Annotated in this window: 14 protein-coding genes; 9 read left to right on the top strand and 5 right to left on the bottom strand. The window is 53.8% G+C overall.

Features of this window, described 5'->3' with window-relative positions; all coding sequences use genetic code 11:
• Positions 1–9: 9 nt before the first annotated feature.
• The 4 genes from HVX64_RS21840 to HVX64_RS21825 all read left to right on the top strand — a co-directional run bounded on the left by HVX64_RS21840 (position 10) and on the right by HVX64_RS21825 (position 3,932).
• Positions 10–330 carry a PTS fructose-like transporter subunit IIB gene (locus HVX64_RS21840; RefSeq protein WP_044257490.1) on the top strand — a complete coding sequence of 107 codons (321 nt, stop codon included), beginning with the start codon at positions 10–12 and terminating at the stop codon, positions 328–330.
• A gap of 102 nt (positions 331–432) precedes the next feature.
• The gene (locus HVX64_RS21835; RefSeq protein WP_044257492.1) at positions 433–2,730 is read left to right on the top strand and encodes a formate C-acetyltransferase; all 2,298 of its coding nucleotides are present in this window, start codon (positions 433–435) and stop codon (positions 2,728–2,730) included.
• Positions 2,696–3,574 carry a [formate-C-acetyltransferase]-activating enzyme gene (locus HVX64_RS21830; RefSeq protein ID WP_044257494.1) on the top strand — a complete coding sequence of 293 codons (879 nt, stop codon included), beginning with the start codon at positions 2,696–2,698 and terminating at the stop codon, positions 3,572–3,574. Before HVX64_RS21835 ends, HVX64_RS21830 begins: the two co-directional genes overlap by 35 nt.
• Position 3,575: 1 nt before the next feature.
• Positions 3,576–3,932: a PTS fructose-like transporter subunit IIB gene (locus HVX64_RS21825; RefSeq protein ID WP_042998943.1), complete on the top strand. Its 357-nt coding sequence runs from the start codon at positions 3,576–3,578 to the stop codon at positions 3,930–3,932.
• Here the strand turns inward: HVX64_RS21825 and HVX64_RS21820 are convergent.
• From HVX64_RS21820 to argE, 4 genes are all read right to left on the bottom strand, one after another.
• Positions 3,919–4,770, bottom strand: coding sequence for an AraC family transcriptional regulator (locus HVX64_RS21820; protein WP_042998944.1), 852 nt, complete (start codon positions 4,768–4,770; stop codon positions 3,919–3,921). The two genes, HVX64_RS21825 and HVX64_RS21820, sit on opposite strands and share 14 nt — an antisense overlap.
• 87 nt (positions 4,771–4,857) lie before the next feature.
• A complete protein-coding gene (locus HVX64_RS21815; RefSeq protein ID WP_044257495.1) occupies positions 4,858–6,591 on the bottom strand; it encodes a phosphoethanolamine transferase CptA in 1,734 nt (577 codons plus the stop codon).
• Between the two features lie 204 nt (positions 6,592–6,795).
• Positions 6,796–9,447 carry a phosphoenolpyruvate carboxylase gene (ppc, locus tag HVX64_RS21810; protein ID WP_042998946.1) on the bottom strand — a complete coding sequence of 884 codons (2,652 nt, stop codon included), beginning with the start codon at positions 9,445–9,447 and terminating at the stop codon, positions 6,796–6,798.
• Between the two features lie 371 nt (positions 9,448–9,818).
• Positions 9,819–10,970, bottom strand: coding sequence for an acetylornithine deacetylase (gene argE / locus HVX64_RS21805; protein WP_044257496.1), 1,152 nt, complete (start codon positions 10,968–10,970; stop codon positions 9,819–9,821).
• Positions 10,971–11,058: 88 nt separating this feature from the next.
• On the opposite strand from argE, the gene argC reads away from it, so the two are divergent.
• The 3 genes from argC (at position 11,059) to argH (ending at position 14,329) form a co-directional block, all read left to right on the top strand.
• On the top strand, positions 11,059–12,063 hold the full coding sequence (argC, locus tag HVX64_RS21800) for an N-acetyl-gamma-glutamyl-phosphate reductase (RefSeq protein ID WP_054176980.1): 1,005 nt from the start codon (positions 11,059–11,061) through the stop codon (positions 12,061–12,063).
• 7 nt (positions 12,064–12,070) lie between these two features.
• Positions 12,071–12,847 (top strand): acetylglutamate kinase, encoded by a 777-nt coding sequence (gene argB, locus HVX64_RS21795; protein ID WP_086512777.1) that lies wholly within the window; start codon positions 12,071–12,073, stop codon positions 12,845–12,847.
• 108 nt (positions 12,848–12,955) lie between these two features.
• Entirely contained in the window at positions 12,956–14,329 is a 1,374-nt protein-coding gene (gene argH / locus HVX64_RS21790; RefSeq protein ID WP_042998950.1) for an argininosuccinate lyase, read from the top strand.
• A 62-nt stretch (positions 14,330–14,391) separates the two neighbouring features.
• On the opposite strand, the gene araD is transcribed toward argH, so the two are convergent.
• A complete protein-coding gene (gene araD / locus HVX64_RS21785) occupies positions 14,392–15,084 on the bottom strand; it encodes an L-ribulose-5-phosphate 4-epimerase (RefSeq protein ID WP_044257499.1) in 693 nt (230 codons plus the stop codon).
• Between the two features lie 433 nt (positions 15,085–15,517).
• Here araD and HVX64_RS21780 point away from each other — a divergent pair, with 433 nt between their 5' ends.
• On the top strand, positions 15,518–16,327 hold the full coding sequence (locus tag HVX64_RS21780) for a DeoR/GlpR family DNA-binding transcription regulator (protein WP_042998952.1): 810 nt from the start codon (positions 15,518–15,520) through the stop codon (positions 16,325–16,327).
• Between the two features lie 143 nt (positions 16,328–16,470).
• Positions 16,471–17,475, top strand: coding sequence for a substrate-binding domain-containing protein (locus tag HVX64_RS21775; RefSeq protein WP_042998953.1), 1,005 nt, complete (start codon positions 16,471–16,473; stop codon positions 17,473–17,475).
• The last annotated feature ends 55 nt before the right edge of the window (positions 17,476–17,530 follow it).

Here is a 17,530-nt window from a genome sequence, read left to right as displayed (position 1 = left end):
AGTGGCGTCATGACGAAAATTATTGCAGTAACCGCATGTCCTTCAGGTGTTGCACATACCTATATGGCCGCTGAAGCGCTGGAAAGTGCAGCCAAAGCGAAAGGCTGGGAAGTGAAAGTGGAGACGCAGGGCTCCATTGGTCTGGAAAATGAACTGACACCCGCTGATGTGGCACAGGCTGATATCGTCATTCTGACCAAGGATATCGGGATTAAATTTGAGGAGCGTTTTGCTGGTAAGACTATCGTCCGTGTCAACATCAGCGATGCGGTAAAACGCGCCGACGCGATTATGAACAAGATTGGCGCGCATCTGGCGCAAACCGCATAAGTTTTTTGTGTTCCGGATGGCGGCGCTGCCTTATCCGGCCTACGAATTTGTAGGCCTGATAAGCGTAGCGCCATCAGGCATTCATGCCCACAGGAGTTCCTCATGACCCACCGCATCCACCGCTTAAAAGCGGCACTCTTTCAGAACAGCAGGGAAATTTCGCTTGAGCGTGCAATGCTGTATACCGCCAGTCATCAACAGACGGAAGGGGAGCCGGTCATTTTACGTCGGGCTAAAGCGACCGCGTATATCCTCGAGCATGTCGAGATTTCGATTCGTGATGAGGAACTGATTGCCGGCAACCGTACCGTTAAACCGCGTGCGGGCATCATGTCGCCGGAGATGGACCCGTACTGGCTGCTCAACGAGTTGGATCAGTTCCCGACTCGTCCCCAGGACCGTTTCGACATCAGCGAAGACGATAAACGCCTCTATCGTGATGTGCTGTTCCCTTACTGGGAAAAACGGTCGATGAAGGATTTCATCAACGGTCAGATGACGGATGAGGTTAAGGCCGCCGTCAGTACCCAGATTTTTAGCATCAACCAGACGGATAAGGGACAGGGGCATATCATCATTGATTATCCGCGCCTGCTGAATCACGGGCTGGGTGAACTGGTGATGGAGATGCGTGCTCACTGCGAGCAGGCGCCGGATAACGCCTTTTATCAGGCGGCACTGCTGCTGCTGGAAGCGTCGCAGCGCCACATTCTGCGTTATGCCGTACTGGCGGAAGAGATGGCTGAACGCTGCCCTGACGTCACTCGTCGCCAGGAGTTGCTGACTATCGCTGCCAACTCGCGGCATAACGTGCAGCATAAGCCGCACACCTTATGGCAGGCGTGCCAGTTGTTCTGGTACATGAACATCATTTTGCAGTACGAGTCCAACGCCAGTTCGCTGTCGCTGGGGCGTTTCGATCAGTACATGCTGCCGTTTTATCAGGCGTCGCTGGCGCAGGGAGATGATCCTGCATTCCTGAAAGAACTGCTGGAATCGCTGTGGGTGAAATGCAACGACATTGTGCTCCTGCGTTCGACCAGCAGCGCACGTTATTTCGCTGGCTTCCCGACCGGCTATACCGCGCTACTTGGTGGCCTGACGGAGAATGGCCGCAGTGCGGTAAACGTGCTTTCATTCCTCTGTCTCGATGCCTATCAGAGTGTGCAGTTACCCCAGCCGAATCTGGGCGTTCGCACCAACACGCTGATTGATACGCCGTTTCTGATGAAGACTGCCGAGACTATCCGCCTGGGTACCGGTATTCCACAGATCTTTAATGATGAAGTGGTGATCCCGGCATTCCTCAACCGGGGCGTCTCGCTGGAAGATGCGCGTGATTACGCCGTGGTAGGGTGCGTGGAGTTGTCGATTCCGGGCAGAACCTATGGTCTGCATGATATCGCTATGTTCAATCTGTTGAAGGTCATGGAAATTAGCCTGTACGAGAATGAAGGTAATGGTGAGCTGACCTGGGACGGTCTGCTGGCACATATTCGCGCCAAAATCAGCCACTACATCACGCTGATGGTTGAAGGCAGTAATATTTGCGACATCGGTCATCGCGACTGGGCGCCAGTGCCGTTGCTCTCCTCGTTTATCAGTGATTGTCTGGAGAAGGGATGTGACATCACCGACGGCGGCGCGCGCTATAATTTCTCGGGTGTGCAGGGTATTGGCATCGCCAACCTCAGCGATTCTCTGCATGCGCTGAATGGACTGGTGTTTGAGCAGCAGCGCCTCCGTTTTGACGAACTTCTTGCGGTGTTAAAGGCTAACTTTGCCACGCCGGAAGGGGAAAAGATCCGCGCCAGGTTGATCAACCGCTTCCAGAAATACGGTAATGACATTGATGAGGTGGACAACATCAGCGCCGAACTGCTGCGTTATTACTGCAAAGAGGTGGAGAAGTATCAGAATCCGCGTGGCGGCCAGTTTACGCCGGGTTCTTATACCGTGTCCGCACACGTGCCGTTGGGGGCGGTGGTAGGGGCGACGCCGGACGGGCGGTTTTCCGGAGAGCAACTGGCGGATGGCGGCCTTTCGCCGATGCTTGGACAGGATATGCAGGGACCGACGGCGGTATTGAAATCGGTCAGTAAGCTGGATAACACGCTGTTGTCCAACGGGACGTTGCTGAACGTGAAGTTCACGCCCGCCACGCTGGAAGGAGAGGCAGGATTACGCAAACTGTGCGATTTCTTGCGCGCCTTTACCCAGCTCAAATTGCAGCATATTCAGTTTAACGTGGTGAATGCCGAAACGCTGCGGGAAGCGCAGCTGCGACCCCAGGATTTCGCCGGGCTGGTGGTACGCGTGGCAGGGTATAGCGCCTTCTTTGTCGAGCTGTCGAAGGAGATTCAGGATGACATCATTCGCCGCACCGCGCATCAGTTGTGAGGTTGTGGAGTCGTGCGACGAGGAGGTCGCACGCATCTTCAATATTCAACGGTATTCGCTGAATGACGGTCAGGGGATCCGCACGGTGGTCTTTTTTAAAGGCTGCCCGCACACCTGCCCGTGGTGCGCCAATCCGGAATCGATCTCGCCACGAATTGAAACGGTGCGACGGGAAAGCAAATGCCTGCACTGTACGCCGTGTCTGCGTGATGCCGACGAGTGTCCTTCCGGGGCGTTTGAGCGGATTGGCCGTGATGTCACCCTGGATGAGCTGGAACGCGAGGTGATGAAAGATGACGTTTTCTTTCGCACTTCTGGCGGCGGGGTGACGCTGTCGGGCGGAGAGGTGTTGATGCAGGCGGCTTTCGCTACGCGATTCTTACAGCGTCTGCGGCGCTGGGGTGTGCATTGTGCAATTGAAACGGCAGGCGATGCCCCCGCCCGTCGGCTGCTTCCGCTGGCGAAAGCGTGTGATGAAGTGCTGTTCGATTTAAAGATCATGGAGCCTGAACGGGCCCGTGAGATTGTGGCGATGAATATGCCACGCGTCGTGGCTAATTTGCGGATGCTGGTGGCGGAGGGCGTTAACGTGATCCCCCGTTTGCCGCTGATCCCCGGTTACACGCTCACACATGAGAATATGCAGCGCGCGCTGACGTTGCTGTTATCGCTTGGTATAAAGCAATTGCACCTGCTACCGTTTCATCTCTATGGAGAACCGAAATATCGGTTGCTCGGGCAGCAGTGGGGGATGAAGGACGTCCCTGCGCCAACGGAACAGATTATTGCCCAAATGCGTGAGATGGCGGAGAACGCGGGCTTTCAGGTCACAACAGGAGGGTAATATGTCCGTGTCAACAGGACGATTTCTGGTCGCGGTGACGGCCTGCGTAAGCGGTGTGGCCCATACCTACATGGCGGCTGAACGGCTGGAGAAGTTATGCCAGCAGGAAAAATGGACCATTAAGATTGAAACGCAGGGGGCGCTTGGTACGGAAAATCGCTTAACCGAAGAGGATATCCGTCGGGCGGATGCCGTGCTGCTGATTACCGATATCGAACTGGCGGGAGCGGAACGTTTCACTCAATGCCGTTATGTCCAGTCCGGCATTAACGCCTTTCTGCGCGAACCGCAGCGTGTCATGAGCGCGGTGCGTAAGTTGCTTTCCGCTCCGCAATATACCCATCTTATTCTGGACTGACCTGCTTTTCCGTTAGCTGGCTGTGATACTGACGACGATATTCTGACGGCGAGCGTTCGGTGTTTTTACGAAACAGGCGGCAAAAGTAGTTACTGTCCACAAATCCGCAGGTGTGCGCGACTTCTTTCACTTTTAAGTCGTAGCCTTTCAACAAGGTCTTTGCGTGTTCCAGTCGCGTATGGTTCAGGTATTCGTTAAAGCCAACCGCCCCCGTTTTTTGAAACAGATGCGAGAGATAGTTCGGCGAAATATAGAACGCCTGCGCCACCGATTCCCGGGTGAGCGGTGAGGCGTAGCGCTCGTCAATGTAGTCGCGGATAGCCTCAAACAGCGCCTGGCTGCGCGAGGCAGTCTGGATCTGGCTGCCAAGCAGGTCGCGACAGTGGCTGAGCAGACTGGCGACAATCAACCGCGCCGTTTGCTGCTCCTGCGGCTGCATTTGCATTTCATTGAGCGTCTGCAACAGAAAGGAACCGATACGCGGGCCACGGCGCGCCACGTGCTGTTTGACCAGATTCTGGTATGTTTCCCCGTCCCATTGCACCACGCTGAATCCGAGCTGTTGTTTGCCGAACAGGATACTGAGCGTAATGACCGGCACCTGCCACTGCGGAAGATTCCAGCCACCTGCTGGCACATAGAGCACATCGTATGGGGTGAGCGTGTCGGTGAGGCTGGCGTCGGTCAGTTCACCTTCCAGCACGATTTCCAGACGGGGAAAATCGACCTGATACGCCAGCGCCGGGATGGGGGTAAGCGTACTGGCAAAGAAAATCTGGCGCAGCGGCGCGGGGCCATGAATCAGGCGGGATAGAAGATGGCTGACGTCTTGATACATGATGATCCCTTGCGTTGCTCAGACAAGGAAACAGTAACTGCCAGGGTGAAAAAAGGCCACCCTAAAAAGCGTGGCCTGCTGAATGACTTACTGATTTCCGACCTGATCGCCATACGGCAGAGTGTCGTAATCAATCAGCGCATTTTTCTTGTACGGGTTACCAATCCAGCGTGTGGTTTCTTTGAACTGCGGGCTGGTGATGGAGCGCGTCGGATCGAAACCGTCGTAGGTCAGCCCGGCTAAGTCGGACCAGGTGTGGATCAGTTCCGAACTGCTGTACTTACGATTCACATCTTGTGATAAATCACGCGGATGCGCGGCCTGCCATTTGTCGGACGTCCACAACAGGAACGGCACGGTATACATGTGACGCGTCGGGTTGTCCTCGTTACGACCCTGCGTTTTATGCGGCGGGGTGTCATACACCTCTTCGCCATGGTCGGAGAAATAGAGCAGGAAGCCGTTCGGATCGGTCGCTTTATAATCCTTAATCAGGCTCGCGACGACTTTGTCGTTATACAGGTTGGCGTTGTCGTAATCGTTATACGATTCCAGCTCTTCTGCGCTCAGACCTGGCGGGACATGATCGGTACTACCGTCGAACTTGCCCTGGTCTTCCGGGTAACGGAATTTGTACTTAATGTGCGTGCCCAGCAAATGCACGATGATGAACTTTTTCGGTGCCGGATCAGCCATGATTTTCTTAAATGGCGTCAGCACGTTAGTGTCATATTCGCGCGCGCTTTGCGTACGCTGCTGGTTCATATAGAACTGCTCATCGGTCTGCTTAGAGAAAACCGTCAGCATGGTGTTACGGGCGGTCATCGTCTGCTGGTTTGTGATCCAGTAGGTCTTATACCCCGCCTGTTTCATCATGTTCATCAGCGACGGTTTCGTCAGATACAGGTCCGGGTTCTTCTCGTTCGCGAAGGTCAGCGCCTGTTGCAAGATTTCGATCGTGTAAGGACGTGAGGTCACGACGTTGTTAAACACGGTCAGATTCGGATCCGACTGATGCAATGCGTCCAGTTCCGGCGTGGTTTCACGCGGATAACCGTACAGACTCATGCGGCCACGTTGGGTGGATTCGCCAATCACCAGCACCAGCGTGCGCGGCGCGTCGCCGGAATTGTCTTTAAAATTGCTCAGCGGAGGCAAAGCGTGGTTCTGACTTAACAGGTTGTTAAGTGAGGTCAACTGGCGCTGATACTGGTAGTAACCAATGACAAACTGCCATGGTGCCGCCGGTTCCATACGTGAGGAGAGGCCGCTTAGCGTTTTTTCATACGGCGAGTTGCCAAACGCAGAACGAACCACAAACGGGTTCAGGATCAGCCCATACAGCAGCGCAAAAGAGACGAGCCAACGCCAGCGTCCGGGAATATAGACGGGGCGCAGTCGTGTCCAGAGAAACACGGCGACGACGGTATAGGCCAGCGCAATGGCGATAATCTTCAGGCTGAAGTATTGGCTCAGGTATTCACTGGCTTCGTTGGCGTTGGTCTCAAACATCACGAACAGGACGCTTTGCGAAAACTCTTGCCCGTAGATGACGTAATAGCAGAGCGTGGCCAGCGACGTCGCCCACAACACGATTCCCACCACCGCAGCAATAATGCGGGTCCGACTCGGGAACAGGAAAATTGGGATCAGCCAAAGGGAGCTGTAAAGCAACGAGTCACGCAGTCCGTTGGTACCGCTGAAACCCGTAATTAAAATAATGGCCTGTAATAAAGAGGAGAAAAACCAAAAATAGAGAAGCGCCCAGCCAAGGGCTTTCCAGCTAAATGATGGCGTAGACTGGAGGGTTGTGGATTGCATATTGTCAGCCTGTCTTTAAATGTGGTGCCAAACGTAGCGACTAAACCTTAAGAGAATCTGAAGCACCGGTGCAAAGGCACACGTTGCTCTGAAAAATCTCACGGTGGAAAAAACAGACAGAAATATAGTGAATGTGCGGAGGTTATGACAGAACTATTTCAACCCCCTCGCGCGCAATAGCACGAGAGGAGGTTAGGGGGAAAATTAGCCGGTATTACGCATACCTGCCGCCACGCCGGCAATGGTGACCATCAGCGCTTGTTCAACGCGAGGATCGGGCTCTTTGCCCTGTTGTTCCGTCAGTCGCGAGCGGTGTAAAAGCTCAGCCTGCAGGACGTTCAGCGGGTCGGTGTAGATATTCCGTAACTGGATAGACTCGGCAATCCACGGGAGATCGGCCATCAGATGTGAATCGTTGGCAATTGCCAGCACCACTTTGATGTCTTCTTCCAGCAGTTCGCGCAGCTCCTTGCCCAGCGGCCACAGCGCTTTCGCGACCAGGCGCTGATCGTAATATTCCGCCAGCCACAGATCCGCTTTCGAGAACACCATTTCCAGCATGCCGAGACGGGTGGAGAAGAACGGCCAGTCGCGGCACATCGCTTCCAGTTCGCTCTGCTTACCATCTTCCACCACCTTTTGCAGCGCGGTACCGGCACCCAGCCAGGCTGGCAGCATCAGGCGGTTCTGCGTCCAGGCGAAAATCCACGGAATAGCGCGCAGAGATTCCACACCGCCGGTCGGGCGACGTTTCGCCGGGCGCGAGCCGAGCGGCAGTTTGCCCAGTTCCTGTTCCGGCGTTGCGGAGCGGAAGTACGGGACAAAGTCTTTGTTTTCACGCACGTAGCCACGGTACACGTCACAGGAGATGACTGAAAGTTCGTCCATGATATGACGCCAGGCGTCTTTCGGCTCTGGCGGCGGCAGCAGGTTCGCTTCCAGAATGGCGCTGGTGTATAGCGACAGGCTGCTGACGGTGACTTCCGGCAGACCGTATTTGAAACGGATCATCTCGCCCTGTTCGGTCACGCGCAGACCGCCTTTCAGGCTGCCCGGTGGTTGTGAAAGCAGGGCGGCATGGGCCGGCGCGCCCCCGCGACCGATAGAACCACCGCGACCATGGAACAGCGTCAGTTCGATACCGGCTTTCTCGCAAGTTTTGATCAACGCATCCTGCGCCTGATATTGCGCCCAGGAGGCGGCCATTACGCCGGCATCTTTTGCCGAGTCGGAATAACCAATCATCACCATCTGCTTACCCTGAATCAGACCGCGATACCAGTCGATGTTCAGCAGTTGGGTCATGACGTCGTCGGCATTGTTCAGGTCGTCAAGGGTCTCGAACAGCGGGGCCACCGGCATGGCAAAGCCAATTCCGGCTTCTTTCAATAGTAGATGCACAGCCAGCACGTCAGATGGCGTTTTTGCCATTGAGATGACGTAGGCAGCAATTGACCCTTTCGGCGCTTCGGCGATGACTTTACAGGTGTCGAGCACTTCACGAGTGTCATTACTCGGCTCCCAGTTGCGCGGTAGCAGCGGGCGTTTGGAGTTCAGCTCACGGATCAGGAAGGCCTGTTTGTCCGCTTCTGACCAGCTTTCGTAATCACCAATGCCGAGGTAGCGGGTCAGTTCACCCAGCGCTTCGGTGTGGCGGGTGCTTTCCTGGCGGATATCAATACGCACCAGCGGGACGCCAAAACATTTCACACGACGCAGGGTGTCGAGCAGTTCACCGTTGGCGATAATGCCCATGCCACAAGCTTGTAACGACCGGTAGCAGGCGTACAGCGGTTCCCATAGCTGTTCGTTTTGCGTCAGCAGACCTGCCGGTTTCGGCAGCTTCTCGCCTTTCAGACGCGCTTCCAGCCAGGCCTGGGTTGCCATCAGGCGCGAGCGCAAGTTTTTCATCAGATAGCGGTAAGGCTCCGAAGCGCCTTCTTCACCGACCATCGCTAACAGTTCCGGCGTGGCATCGACCATCGACAGCTCGGAAACCAGAACCTGAATATCTTTCAGGAACAGGTCGGTTGCTTTCCAGCGGCTCAGCAGCAGAACGTGGCGGGTGATATCTGCGGTTACATTCGGGTTGCCGTCACGGTCGCCGCCCATCCATGAGGTGAAACGGACTGGAACGAAATCAACGGGTAACTGGTAGCCCAGATTATCTTCCAACTGTTCGTTCAGCTCGCGTAAATAGTTCGGTACGCCCTGCCACAGGCTGTTCTCGACCACCGCGAAGCCCCATTTGGCTTCATCAACCGGGCTTGGGCGCAGCTTACGAATTTCATCGGTGTGCCAGGACTGTGCAATCAACTGACGCAGACGGCGCATCAGCTGGTGGCGTTCGTATTCAACGATATCTTTGTTATCGAGCTGCTTCAGACAGGCGTTGATTTCGCCCATTTTGTGGATCAGTGTGCGACGGGTAATTTCCGTCGGATGTGCGGTCAGCACCAGCTCAAGAGACAACGACTCTACCGCTTTTTTGATGATGGCGTCGTTCAGCTCTGGCTGGTTTTTCAGTTTACGCAGGGTGCGGGCAATCACTTCCGGGTTGCTGGCGCCTTCGCCTTTTGGCGAACTGCTGTGATATTGCTCGGCGGTGTTGGCCAGGTTCAGGAACTGGCTAAACGCGCGTGCGACCGGCAGCAACTCGTCATTCGACAAATTCTGTAACGTGGTGAGCAACTCCTGGCGATTTGCTTCATTGCCAGCGCGTGAGGATTTAGACAGCTTACGGATTGTTTCTACGCGATCAAGAATGTTCTCTCCCAGCGCATCCTTGATGGTTTCTCCCAGCACTTTGCCGAGCATACTGACATTACTACGCAACGCGGAATATTGTTCGTTCATATTAACCCAGACACCCCATCTTTAATCTATGAGTCCTGTATCTTTCACGCCACAGCGGCGTTGGCTGCGCTCGTCCACCCAGGTCACTTACTTATGTAAGCGCCCTGGAATGGGCTTGTTTGCCGCCTTGCTGTGACACGAAATCTTTCGGACTTTGTTTAGTAGTCGTCTTTTATAAAGCCACGTAAAACCCGTGGCGTCAATTGCGGCGAAATCGGTTCAGCAAACGAATAAATGCGGGTAATTTACGAAATTTAATTCACATCCAGCCAGATAAGAAATGCTTATCGGAATGTGAAAATGCATTGCCGGATGGCGCTGCGCATATCCGGCCTACCATCGGAGGTAGGCCGGGAAAGCGGGTAGTTCGATCAGTGCCAGCAGAAGTGGTGCACGACCTGGGTGATTAACTCACGGGTGGGCTTAATAAAACGCGTCTCGAGATATTCGTCAGGCTGGTGCGCCTGATTGATTGAACCCGGTCCCAACACCAGCGTTGGGCACAGGGTCTGAATAAACGGCGCTTCGGTGCAGTAGTTCACGACATCGGTTTTTTCGCCCAGCAGTTTCTCCACTACCTCGACAAGCTGATGGTCCGGCGGACACTCGTAACCAGGGATCGGCGGATGGAGTTCGGCAACGGTCAGACGACCCGGCCAGCGTTCGCTCACTGGCGCCAGGGCTTCCGTCAGCAAACCATCCAGATCGCCCAGCGTCATGCCCGGCAGCGGACGGATATCCATATGCAGTTCACAGCAGGCACAAATTCGGTTCGACGCATCGCCACCGTGCAGACTACCCAGATTCAGGGTGGGATATGGTACGGTGAACGCGTCGTAGTGATAACGCGCTTTCAGAGTATCGCGCAGTTGCATAATGCGACCAATCGCGTCGTGCATCAGTTCGATGGCGTTCACGCCGCGTGCCGGATCGCTGGAGTGACCGGACTGGCCCATCACCCGTACCGCCGTCGAGATATGACCTTTGTGAGCGCGAATCGGCTGTAGCGACGTGGGCTCACCGATGATCGCGCAATCAGGACGAATCGACGCGTTTTCCGAGAAGTAACGCGCCCCCGCCATACTGGTCTCTTCATCTGCCGTCGCCAGGATGTAGAGCGGTTTTTTCAGTTGTGTCACATCAACGTCGCGAAGCGCGTCGAGAATAAATGCGAAGAAGCCCTTCATATCTGCGGTACCCAGACCGTAGAGCTTATTGTCATGCTCGGTAAGGGTGAAGGGATCGCGCGTCCAGCGCCCATCGTCAAACGGTACGGTGTCGGTATGACCCGTGAGCAGTAAGCCGCCTGCTCCTTGTCCGGTGCTGGCCAGCAGATTGAATTTATTGCGGGTTCCCGGGACCGGTTGAATCTCAACGTTGAAACCGAGATCGCTGAACCAACCCGCCAGCAGATTGATTAAAGACTCATTGCTCTGATCCAGTGCTTCTTCGGTAGCGCTGATGGACGGCGTGGCAATCAGCGCGCGGTAGATCTCGATAAATGGCGGTAAGTTCATTTTCATTGTTGACACACCTTAGGTCGTGATAGTATCAATATTCATGCAATAAATGTGCATAAAAATACATTAACGTTGAGCATAAAGGAACCTGATGTTGAATACGCTGATTGTAGGCGCTAGCGGTTATGCGGGCGCAGAGCTTGTAAGCTACGTGAATCGCCACCCTCATATGACCATAACCGCTTTGACCGTCTCAGCGCAAAGCAATGATGCGGGAAAGTTAATTTCTGATTTGCATCCACAGCTTAAAGGCATCGTCGATCTGCCGTTGCAGCCGATGTCCGATATCAGCGAGTTTACCGATGGCGTGGATGTGGTGTTTTTAGCCACCGCCCACGAAGTCAGCCATGACCTGGCGCCGCAATTTCTGGCTGCCGGTTGCGTGGTCTTCGACCTTTCCGGTGCCTTCCGCGTGAACGATGCCGGCTTCTATGAAAAATACTATGGCTTCACCCATCAGTATCCCAACCTGCTTGAGCAGGCGGTCTACGGTCTGGCGGAGTGGAGCGCCGACAAACTGAAAGAGGCGAATCTGATTGCGGTGCCGGGGTGTTATCCCACGGCGGCGCAACTTTCTTTGAAACCCCTGATTGATGCCGGACTGCTGGATTTGACGCAATGGCCGGTGATCAACGCGACCAGCGGGGTGAGCGGAGCGGGACGTAAAGCGGCATTGTCTAACAGCTTCTGCGAAGTGAGCCTGCAACCGTATGGCGTGTTTACCCATCGTCATCAGCCGGAGATCGCCACCCATCTGGGAACGGACGTGATTTTCACCCCGCATCTGGGCAATTTCCCGCGCGGGATCCTGGAAACGATCACTTGTCGACTGCAGCCGGGCGTGACCGCTGCGCAGGTCGCGCAGGTATTACAGCAGGCGTATGCGGATAAACCGCTGGTGCGTCTGTATGACAAAGGCGTTCCGGCGCTGAAGAATGTCGTTGGGCTGCCGTTCTGCGATATCGGTTTTGCCGTGCAGGGTGAACATGTGATCGTGGTGGCAACCGAAGATAATTTGTTGAAAGGCGCCGCCGCACAGGCAGTGCAGTGTGCCAATATCCGTTTCGGCTTTGCTGAAACGCAGTCTCTTATTTAAGGGTGCAATGATGAGTCCATTAATTATCAAGCTGGGTGGCGTATTACTGGATAGCGAAGAGGCGCTGGAGCGTCTTTTTACTGCGCTGGTGAACTATCGCGAGTCGCATCAGCGTCCGCTGGTCATTGTCCATGGCGGCGGTTGTGTCGTTGATGAGTTGATGAAAGGGCTCAACCTGCCGGTGAAAAAGAAAAACGGCCTGCGTGTGACGCCTGCTGACCAGATCGACATCATCACCGGTGCGCTGGCGGGAACGGCGAACAAAACGCTGCTGGCCTGGGCGAAGAAACACCACATCGCCTCCGTAGGCCTGTATCTTGGCGATGGCGATAGCGTAAAAGTGACCCAGCTCGACGAAGAGCTTGGCCATGTTGGACTGGCGCAGCCGGGTTCACCTACGCTGATTAACACGCTGCTGGAAAATGGTTTTCTGCCAGTCGTCAGCTCGATTGGGGTGACGGAAGAAGGGCAGTTGATGAACGTGAACGCGGACCAGGCGGCGACAGCGCTGGCGGCGACGCTGGGCGCGGATCTGATCCTGCTTTCCGACGTGAGTGGTATTCTCGACGGTAAAGGTCAGCGCATTGCTGAAATGACCGCCGCGAAAGCGGAACAGCTGATCGACCAGGGTATTATTACCGATGGCATGATTGTGAAGGTCAATGCCGCGCTGGATGCTGCACGCACGCTGGGTCGTCCGGTGGATATCGCCTCCTGGCGTCATGCCGAGCAACTCCCGGCGCTGTTCAACGGTACGCCGATCGGTACACGTATTCTGGCTTAACTATTAATGTGCCGGATGGCGGCTTCGCCTTATCCGGCCTGCATGAGTTTTGTAGGCCCGGTAAGCGCAGCGCCACCGGGCAAAAATATCAAATTAAGGAAATTCGTTATGGCACTTTGGGGTGGGCGTTTTACTCAGGCAGCAGATCAGCGGTTCAAACAGTTCAACGATTCGTTGCGCTTTGATTACCGCCTGGCGGAGCAGGATATTGTTGGCTCTGTGGCCTGGTCCAAAGCGTTGGTTACCGTTGGCGTGTTGACCGCTGACGAACAACTTCAGCTCGAAGAGGCGTTGAACGTACTGCTGGAAGAGGTTCGCGCTAATCCGCAACAGATCCTCGAAAGTGATGCCGAAGATATTCACAGCTGGGTGGAAGGCAAACTGATCGACAAAGTCGGTCAGTTAGGTAAAAAGCTGCATACCGGGCGTAGCCGTAATGACCAGGTCGCTACCGATTTGAAACTGTGGTGCAAAGAGACGGTGACCGAACTGCTTACTGCTAATCGTCAGTTGCAGAGCGCACTGGTCGAGACGGCGGAAAATAACCAGGATGCGGTGATGCCGGGGTATACCCACCTGCAACGTGCGCAGCCGGTGACGTTTGCGCACTGGTGCCTGGCGTATGTCGAAATGCTGGCGCGTGATGAAAGCCGTCTGCAGGATGCGTTAAAGCGTCTGGACGTTAGCCCATTAGGCTGTGGCGCGCTGGCCGGGACCGCCTATGAAATCGATCGTGAACAGCTGGCGGGCTGGCTGGGATTTGCATCGGCCACGCGTAACAGCCTGGACAGCGTATCGGATCGTGACCACGTGCTGGAACTGCTGTCCGACGCCTCTATCGGTATGGTGCACCTGTCGCGTTTTGCCGAAGATCTGATTTTCTTTAACACCGGTGAAGCGGGCTTTGTTGAGCTTTCCGATCGCGTGACCTCCGGTTCTTCATTGATGCCGCAGAAGAAAAACCCGGACGCGCTGGAGTTGATTCGCGGTAAATGTGGCCGTGTGCAGGGCGCATTGACGGGCATGATGATGACGCTGAAAGGACTTCCACTGGCCTACAACAAAGATATGCAGGAAGACAAAGAAGGCTTGTTCGACGCGCTCGACACCTGGCTGGACTGCCTGCATATGGCTGCGCTGGTGCTGGACGGCATTCAGGTGAAACGTCCGCGTTGCCAGGAAGCGGCGCAGCAAGGATACGCTAACGCCACTGAACTGGCGGATTATCTGGTCGCGAAAGGCGTGCCGTTCCGTGAAGCGCACCACATCGTCGGTGAAACGGTTGTTGAGGCGATTCGTCAGGGGAAACCGCTGGAAGACCTGCCGCTCGCCGATCTGCAGAAATTCAGTAGCGTCATTGGCGATGACGTATACCCGATCCTCTCTCTGCAGTCGTGTCTGGACAAACGTGCCGCGAAGGGCGGGGTGTCTCCGCAGCAGATCGCACAAGCGATCAGCTACGCGAAGGCGCGTCTGGCATAACGGGTATTCTGGCTTATCTGGCCTGGCGAGATGCCAGGCTTTTTTATGCCATCACGCGAAGATTACTGTCCGTAATAAGCATTCGCGCCGTGTTTTCTCAGGAAATGTTTATCCAGCAGTGTGGGTTGCATGGCGGGAATTTGAGGTTGTAACTGCTGAGTAAACAAATTCATATAAGCGATTTCTTCTAGTACCACGGCGTTATGCACGGCGTTAGCAGGATCAGAACCCCAGGCGAAAGGCCCATGGCTGTTGACCAGTACCGCCGGGATCTGTTCCGGTGAGAGCCCGCGCTGCGCAAAGGTTTCGATAATCACGCTGCCAGTTTCATATTCATAGCGGCCATTAATTTCCTCGTCATGCATCGGGCGCGTGCAAGGAATGGTTCCGTAAAAATAATCCGCATGCGTGGTGCCTAAAGCCATTAAGTCTTTTCCGGCCTGCGACCAGATAGTGGCGTGTCGGGAATGCGTATGTACGATGCCGCCAATCGTCGGGAAAGCGCGATAGAGCGCTAAATGCGTGTCGGTATCTGATGATGGCTTTTTATTTCCCTCAATAACGTTGCCGCTTTGTACATCCACCACCACCATATCTTCCAGACCCATATGGTTATATTCCACTCCGGAAGGTTTGATGACCATAATACCTTTTTCACGATCGATTCCGCTGACGTTACCCCAGGTAAACGTTACCAGTTTATGCGCAGGCAGGGATAAATTCGCCTCGAGAACGTGTTGTTTTAACGTATTCATTGTTGACTCCAGAATATAGGAAGCATGTTATTTAACAGCATTAATGACTTAACGATGGATAACATAAAATATGTGCCGCGTTTTTATTTAAATTACGCCGAATAAATAGGATGTAAAATGTAGTCAGGCGCGTCATGGCAAGAAAAAGTCATACTCGGTCACATTCGGGCATATTTGGTCAATCATAAGATGACCATTTATGTTTGTTTGCGTGTTTTCAGGTTACGGCAGGCGTGCAAAACAAGCGTATTTTGTGAGTTTTATCACCTTACATGTTGACTGGTTGCTGTTATTTCATTGTTTATTGTGATGAGTATCGTTCAATTGTTCGCGGGCTTTTTCAATGGAATATTTCTTGAAATTAATCACTTTAATTCCGGGTGGAAACGTTAATTATAAGACCATGTAAAATGATACTTAGCGGATCCCTATTATGCTGCAGGCAGAACGTTACAAAATGATTTGTGCCCATGTGCAAAAACAAGGGGCGGTGCGGGTAACGGAGCTGTCGCAATTATGTCAGGTATCACCGGAAACCATTCGCCGGGATCTGAGAGTATTAGAACGTAACAAACGATTGACCCGCAGCTTTGGCGGCGCGGTTTCTCTGGATGCGCCAGAGGCGACGGCAGCGGCGATAGAGGGGACGGCATGGCAGGCGAGCAGCGTGGACCGCGCCGAATCATTTCGCAAGCGTACCGAGGAACATCCTGATATCAAAACTAAAATCGCCAAGGCAGCGTTACAGTTTATCCATTCTGGCGATTGCATTCTGATGGACAACAGCAGTACCTGCTGGTTTCTGGCCCGGCAAATTCCGGACATTGATATTACCGTGGTGACCAATTCGCTACGCATTATCCAGGCGCTGGCCTGTCGGGATAAAGTGCGCATTATCGGTATTGGGGGTGAGTATTCTGAACGCCACGATGATTTCCATGGACCCGTTGCCGAGAGTGCTATTCGAAATTTTCAAATTAATAGTTTTTTCTTTTCCTGTCAGGGAGTAAATCTGGAAAATGGCATACGTGATGGCAGTGAAATAAATGCCAGATTAAAGCAGGTTATGTTACAGGTTTCCGGGCAAAAGATCCTTCTGGTGGATTCCAGTAAATTTGAACAATACGCCTTCAGTAAAATATGTATGCTGGATGAAATCGATATTATGGTAACTAATAGCTGTATTGATCAACGTTATCGTGCGCAATACCCACAGCTAAATGTGGTGGAAGTCGATAAGTAGTATGTGTTAGCCGTTATCTGAATAATCATGACACCTGTCTGGTTATTCTGCCAATGCCAGAGGAAAGTCGAAATAAATAAAAAGTCAGGCCAATTTTTATTGGGTATTCCTGGCGTCTGAAGCTATTTCTTAAGGAAATTACGATGAAAAAATTACTCTTACCCTGCCTGATTACTGTTGCATTGTCATCAACCGCCGCGTGGGCTGAACAATCCACGGCGCCGCAAAAAGCCAACAAGCCTTTTACCATGGGCGTGGTTGTGAAAGTCGGCGGGATTCCCTGGTTCAACGTGATGGAACAAGGGATTAAAGAAGAGGGCAAGGCGCTCGGCGTTAATGCCTGGCAGGTTGGCCCAACGACGGCAGACCCGGCCGAGCAGGTGCGGGCCATTGAAGATTTAATCGCTAAGAAAGTCGATGTGATTGGCGTGGTGCCGAACGATGCGAAAGTGCTGGAGCCGGTACTTAAACGTGCCCAGGAAGCCGGTATCAAAGTGATTACCCATGAATCACCTGATCAGGCTAATGCTGACTGGGATTTTGAGCTGCTGAACACCCAAACCATGGGCGCCAATCATATGAAAGATATGGCGAAGTGCATGGGGGAAGAGGGCAAATACGCCATGTTTGTCGGCAGCCTGACGGTACCGCTGGTGAATGACTGGGCCAATGCCGCGATTGCTTATCAAAAAGAACACTACCCGAAAATGACCCTGGTGGAAGATCGCTTTGGCGTGGCGGAATCGGTGGACGATTCCATGCGCACTGCGAATGACCTGATGTCCAAATACAAAGATCTCAAAGGCATTATGTCGTTCGGTTCTCAGGGCCCGATTGGCGCAGGCCGCGCGATTGATAAGCGTAAGAAAAACGATGCGATTTGCGTGTTCGGCACCTTCACTCCGGGTCAGGGCATTAAATTGCTGGAGAAAGGCGCGATTGACGGCGGCTACATTTCTAACCCGATGATCGCCGGTAAAGTTTTCGTTCAGGTCGCCACGGCGATGATGAACGGCGAACCGATTAAAGACGGCGTCAAAATCGGCGATATGGGCGAAATCAAAGTCCAGAACAACACCATCCTGAGCGATAACCCTGAAAAGCTCGATGTTGAAAATACCCGGCGTTTAGTGAAGTTAGGTTTGTAGTTTCAGGTCGCATCACCGGGCCGCCAGCCGGCCCGGAAATCCTTTGGTCGTTTTC

The sequence above is a fragment of the Citrobacter sp. RHB20-C16 genome (assembly GCF_013890155.1).
Lineage (GTDB): Bacteria > Pseudomonadota > Gammaproteobacteria > Enterobacterales > Enterobacteriaceae > Citrobacter_A > Citrobacter_A amalonaticus.
The sequence above is the reverse complement of the archived record's forward strand: the minus strand, read 5'-3'. Positions and strand labels throughout refer to the sequence as shown.

Coding starts and splice junctions, on each gene's coding strand:
- HVX64_RS21780 (WP_042998952.1), top strand. CDS start 15,518: ATGCTGCAGGCAGAACGTTACAAAATGATTTGTGCCCATGTGCAAAAA.
- HVX64_RS21840 (WP_044257490.1), top strand. CDS start 10: ATGACGAAAATTATTGCAGTAACCGCATGTCCTTCAGGTGTTGCACAT.
- HVX64_RS21835 (WP_044257492.1), top strand. CDS start 433: ATGACCCACCGCATCCACCGCTTAAAAGCGGCACTCTTTCAGAACAGC.
- argH (WP_042998950.1), top strand. CDS start 12,956: ATGGCACTTTGGGGTGGGCGTTTTACTCAGGCAGCAGATCAGCGGTTC.
- HVX64_RS21815 (WP_044257495.1), bottom strand. CDS start 6,591: ATGCAATCCACAACCCTCCAGTCTACGCCATCATTTAGCTGGAAAGCC.
- HVX64_RS21825 (WP_042998943.1), top strand. CDS start 3,576: ATGTCCGTGTCAACAGGACGATTTCTGGTCGCGGTGACGGCCTGCGTA.
- argB (WP_086512777.1), top strand. CDS start 12,071: ATGATGAGTCCATTAATTATCAAGCTGGGTGGCGTATTACTGGATAGC.
- argC (WP_054176980.1), top strand. CDS start 11,059: ATGTTGAATACGCTGATTGTAGGCGCTAGCGGTTATGCGGGCGCAGAG.
- HVX64_RS21830 (WP_044257494.1), top strand. CDS start 2,696: ATGACATCATTCGCCGCACCGCGCATCAGTTGTGAGGTTGTGGAGTCG.
- argE (WP_044257496.1), bottom strand. CDS start 10,970: ATGAAAATGAACTTACCGCCATTTATCGAGATCTACCGCGCGCTGATT.
- ppc (WP_042998946.1), bottom strand. CDS start 9,447: ATGAACGAACAATATTCCGCGTTGCGTAGTAATGTCAGTATGCTCGGC.
- araD (WP_044257499.1), bottom strand. CDS start 15,084: ATGAATACGTTAAAACAACACGTTCTCGAGGCGAATTTATCCCTGCCT.
- HVX64_RS21775 (WP_042998953.1), top strand. CDS start 16,471: ATGAAAAAATTACTCTTACCCTGCCTGATTACTGTTGCATTGTCATCA.
- HVX64_RS21820 (WP_042998944.1), bottom strand. CDS start 4,770: ATGTATCAAGACGTCAGCCATCTTCTATCCCGCCTGATTCATGGCCCC.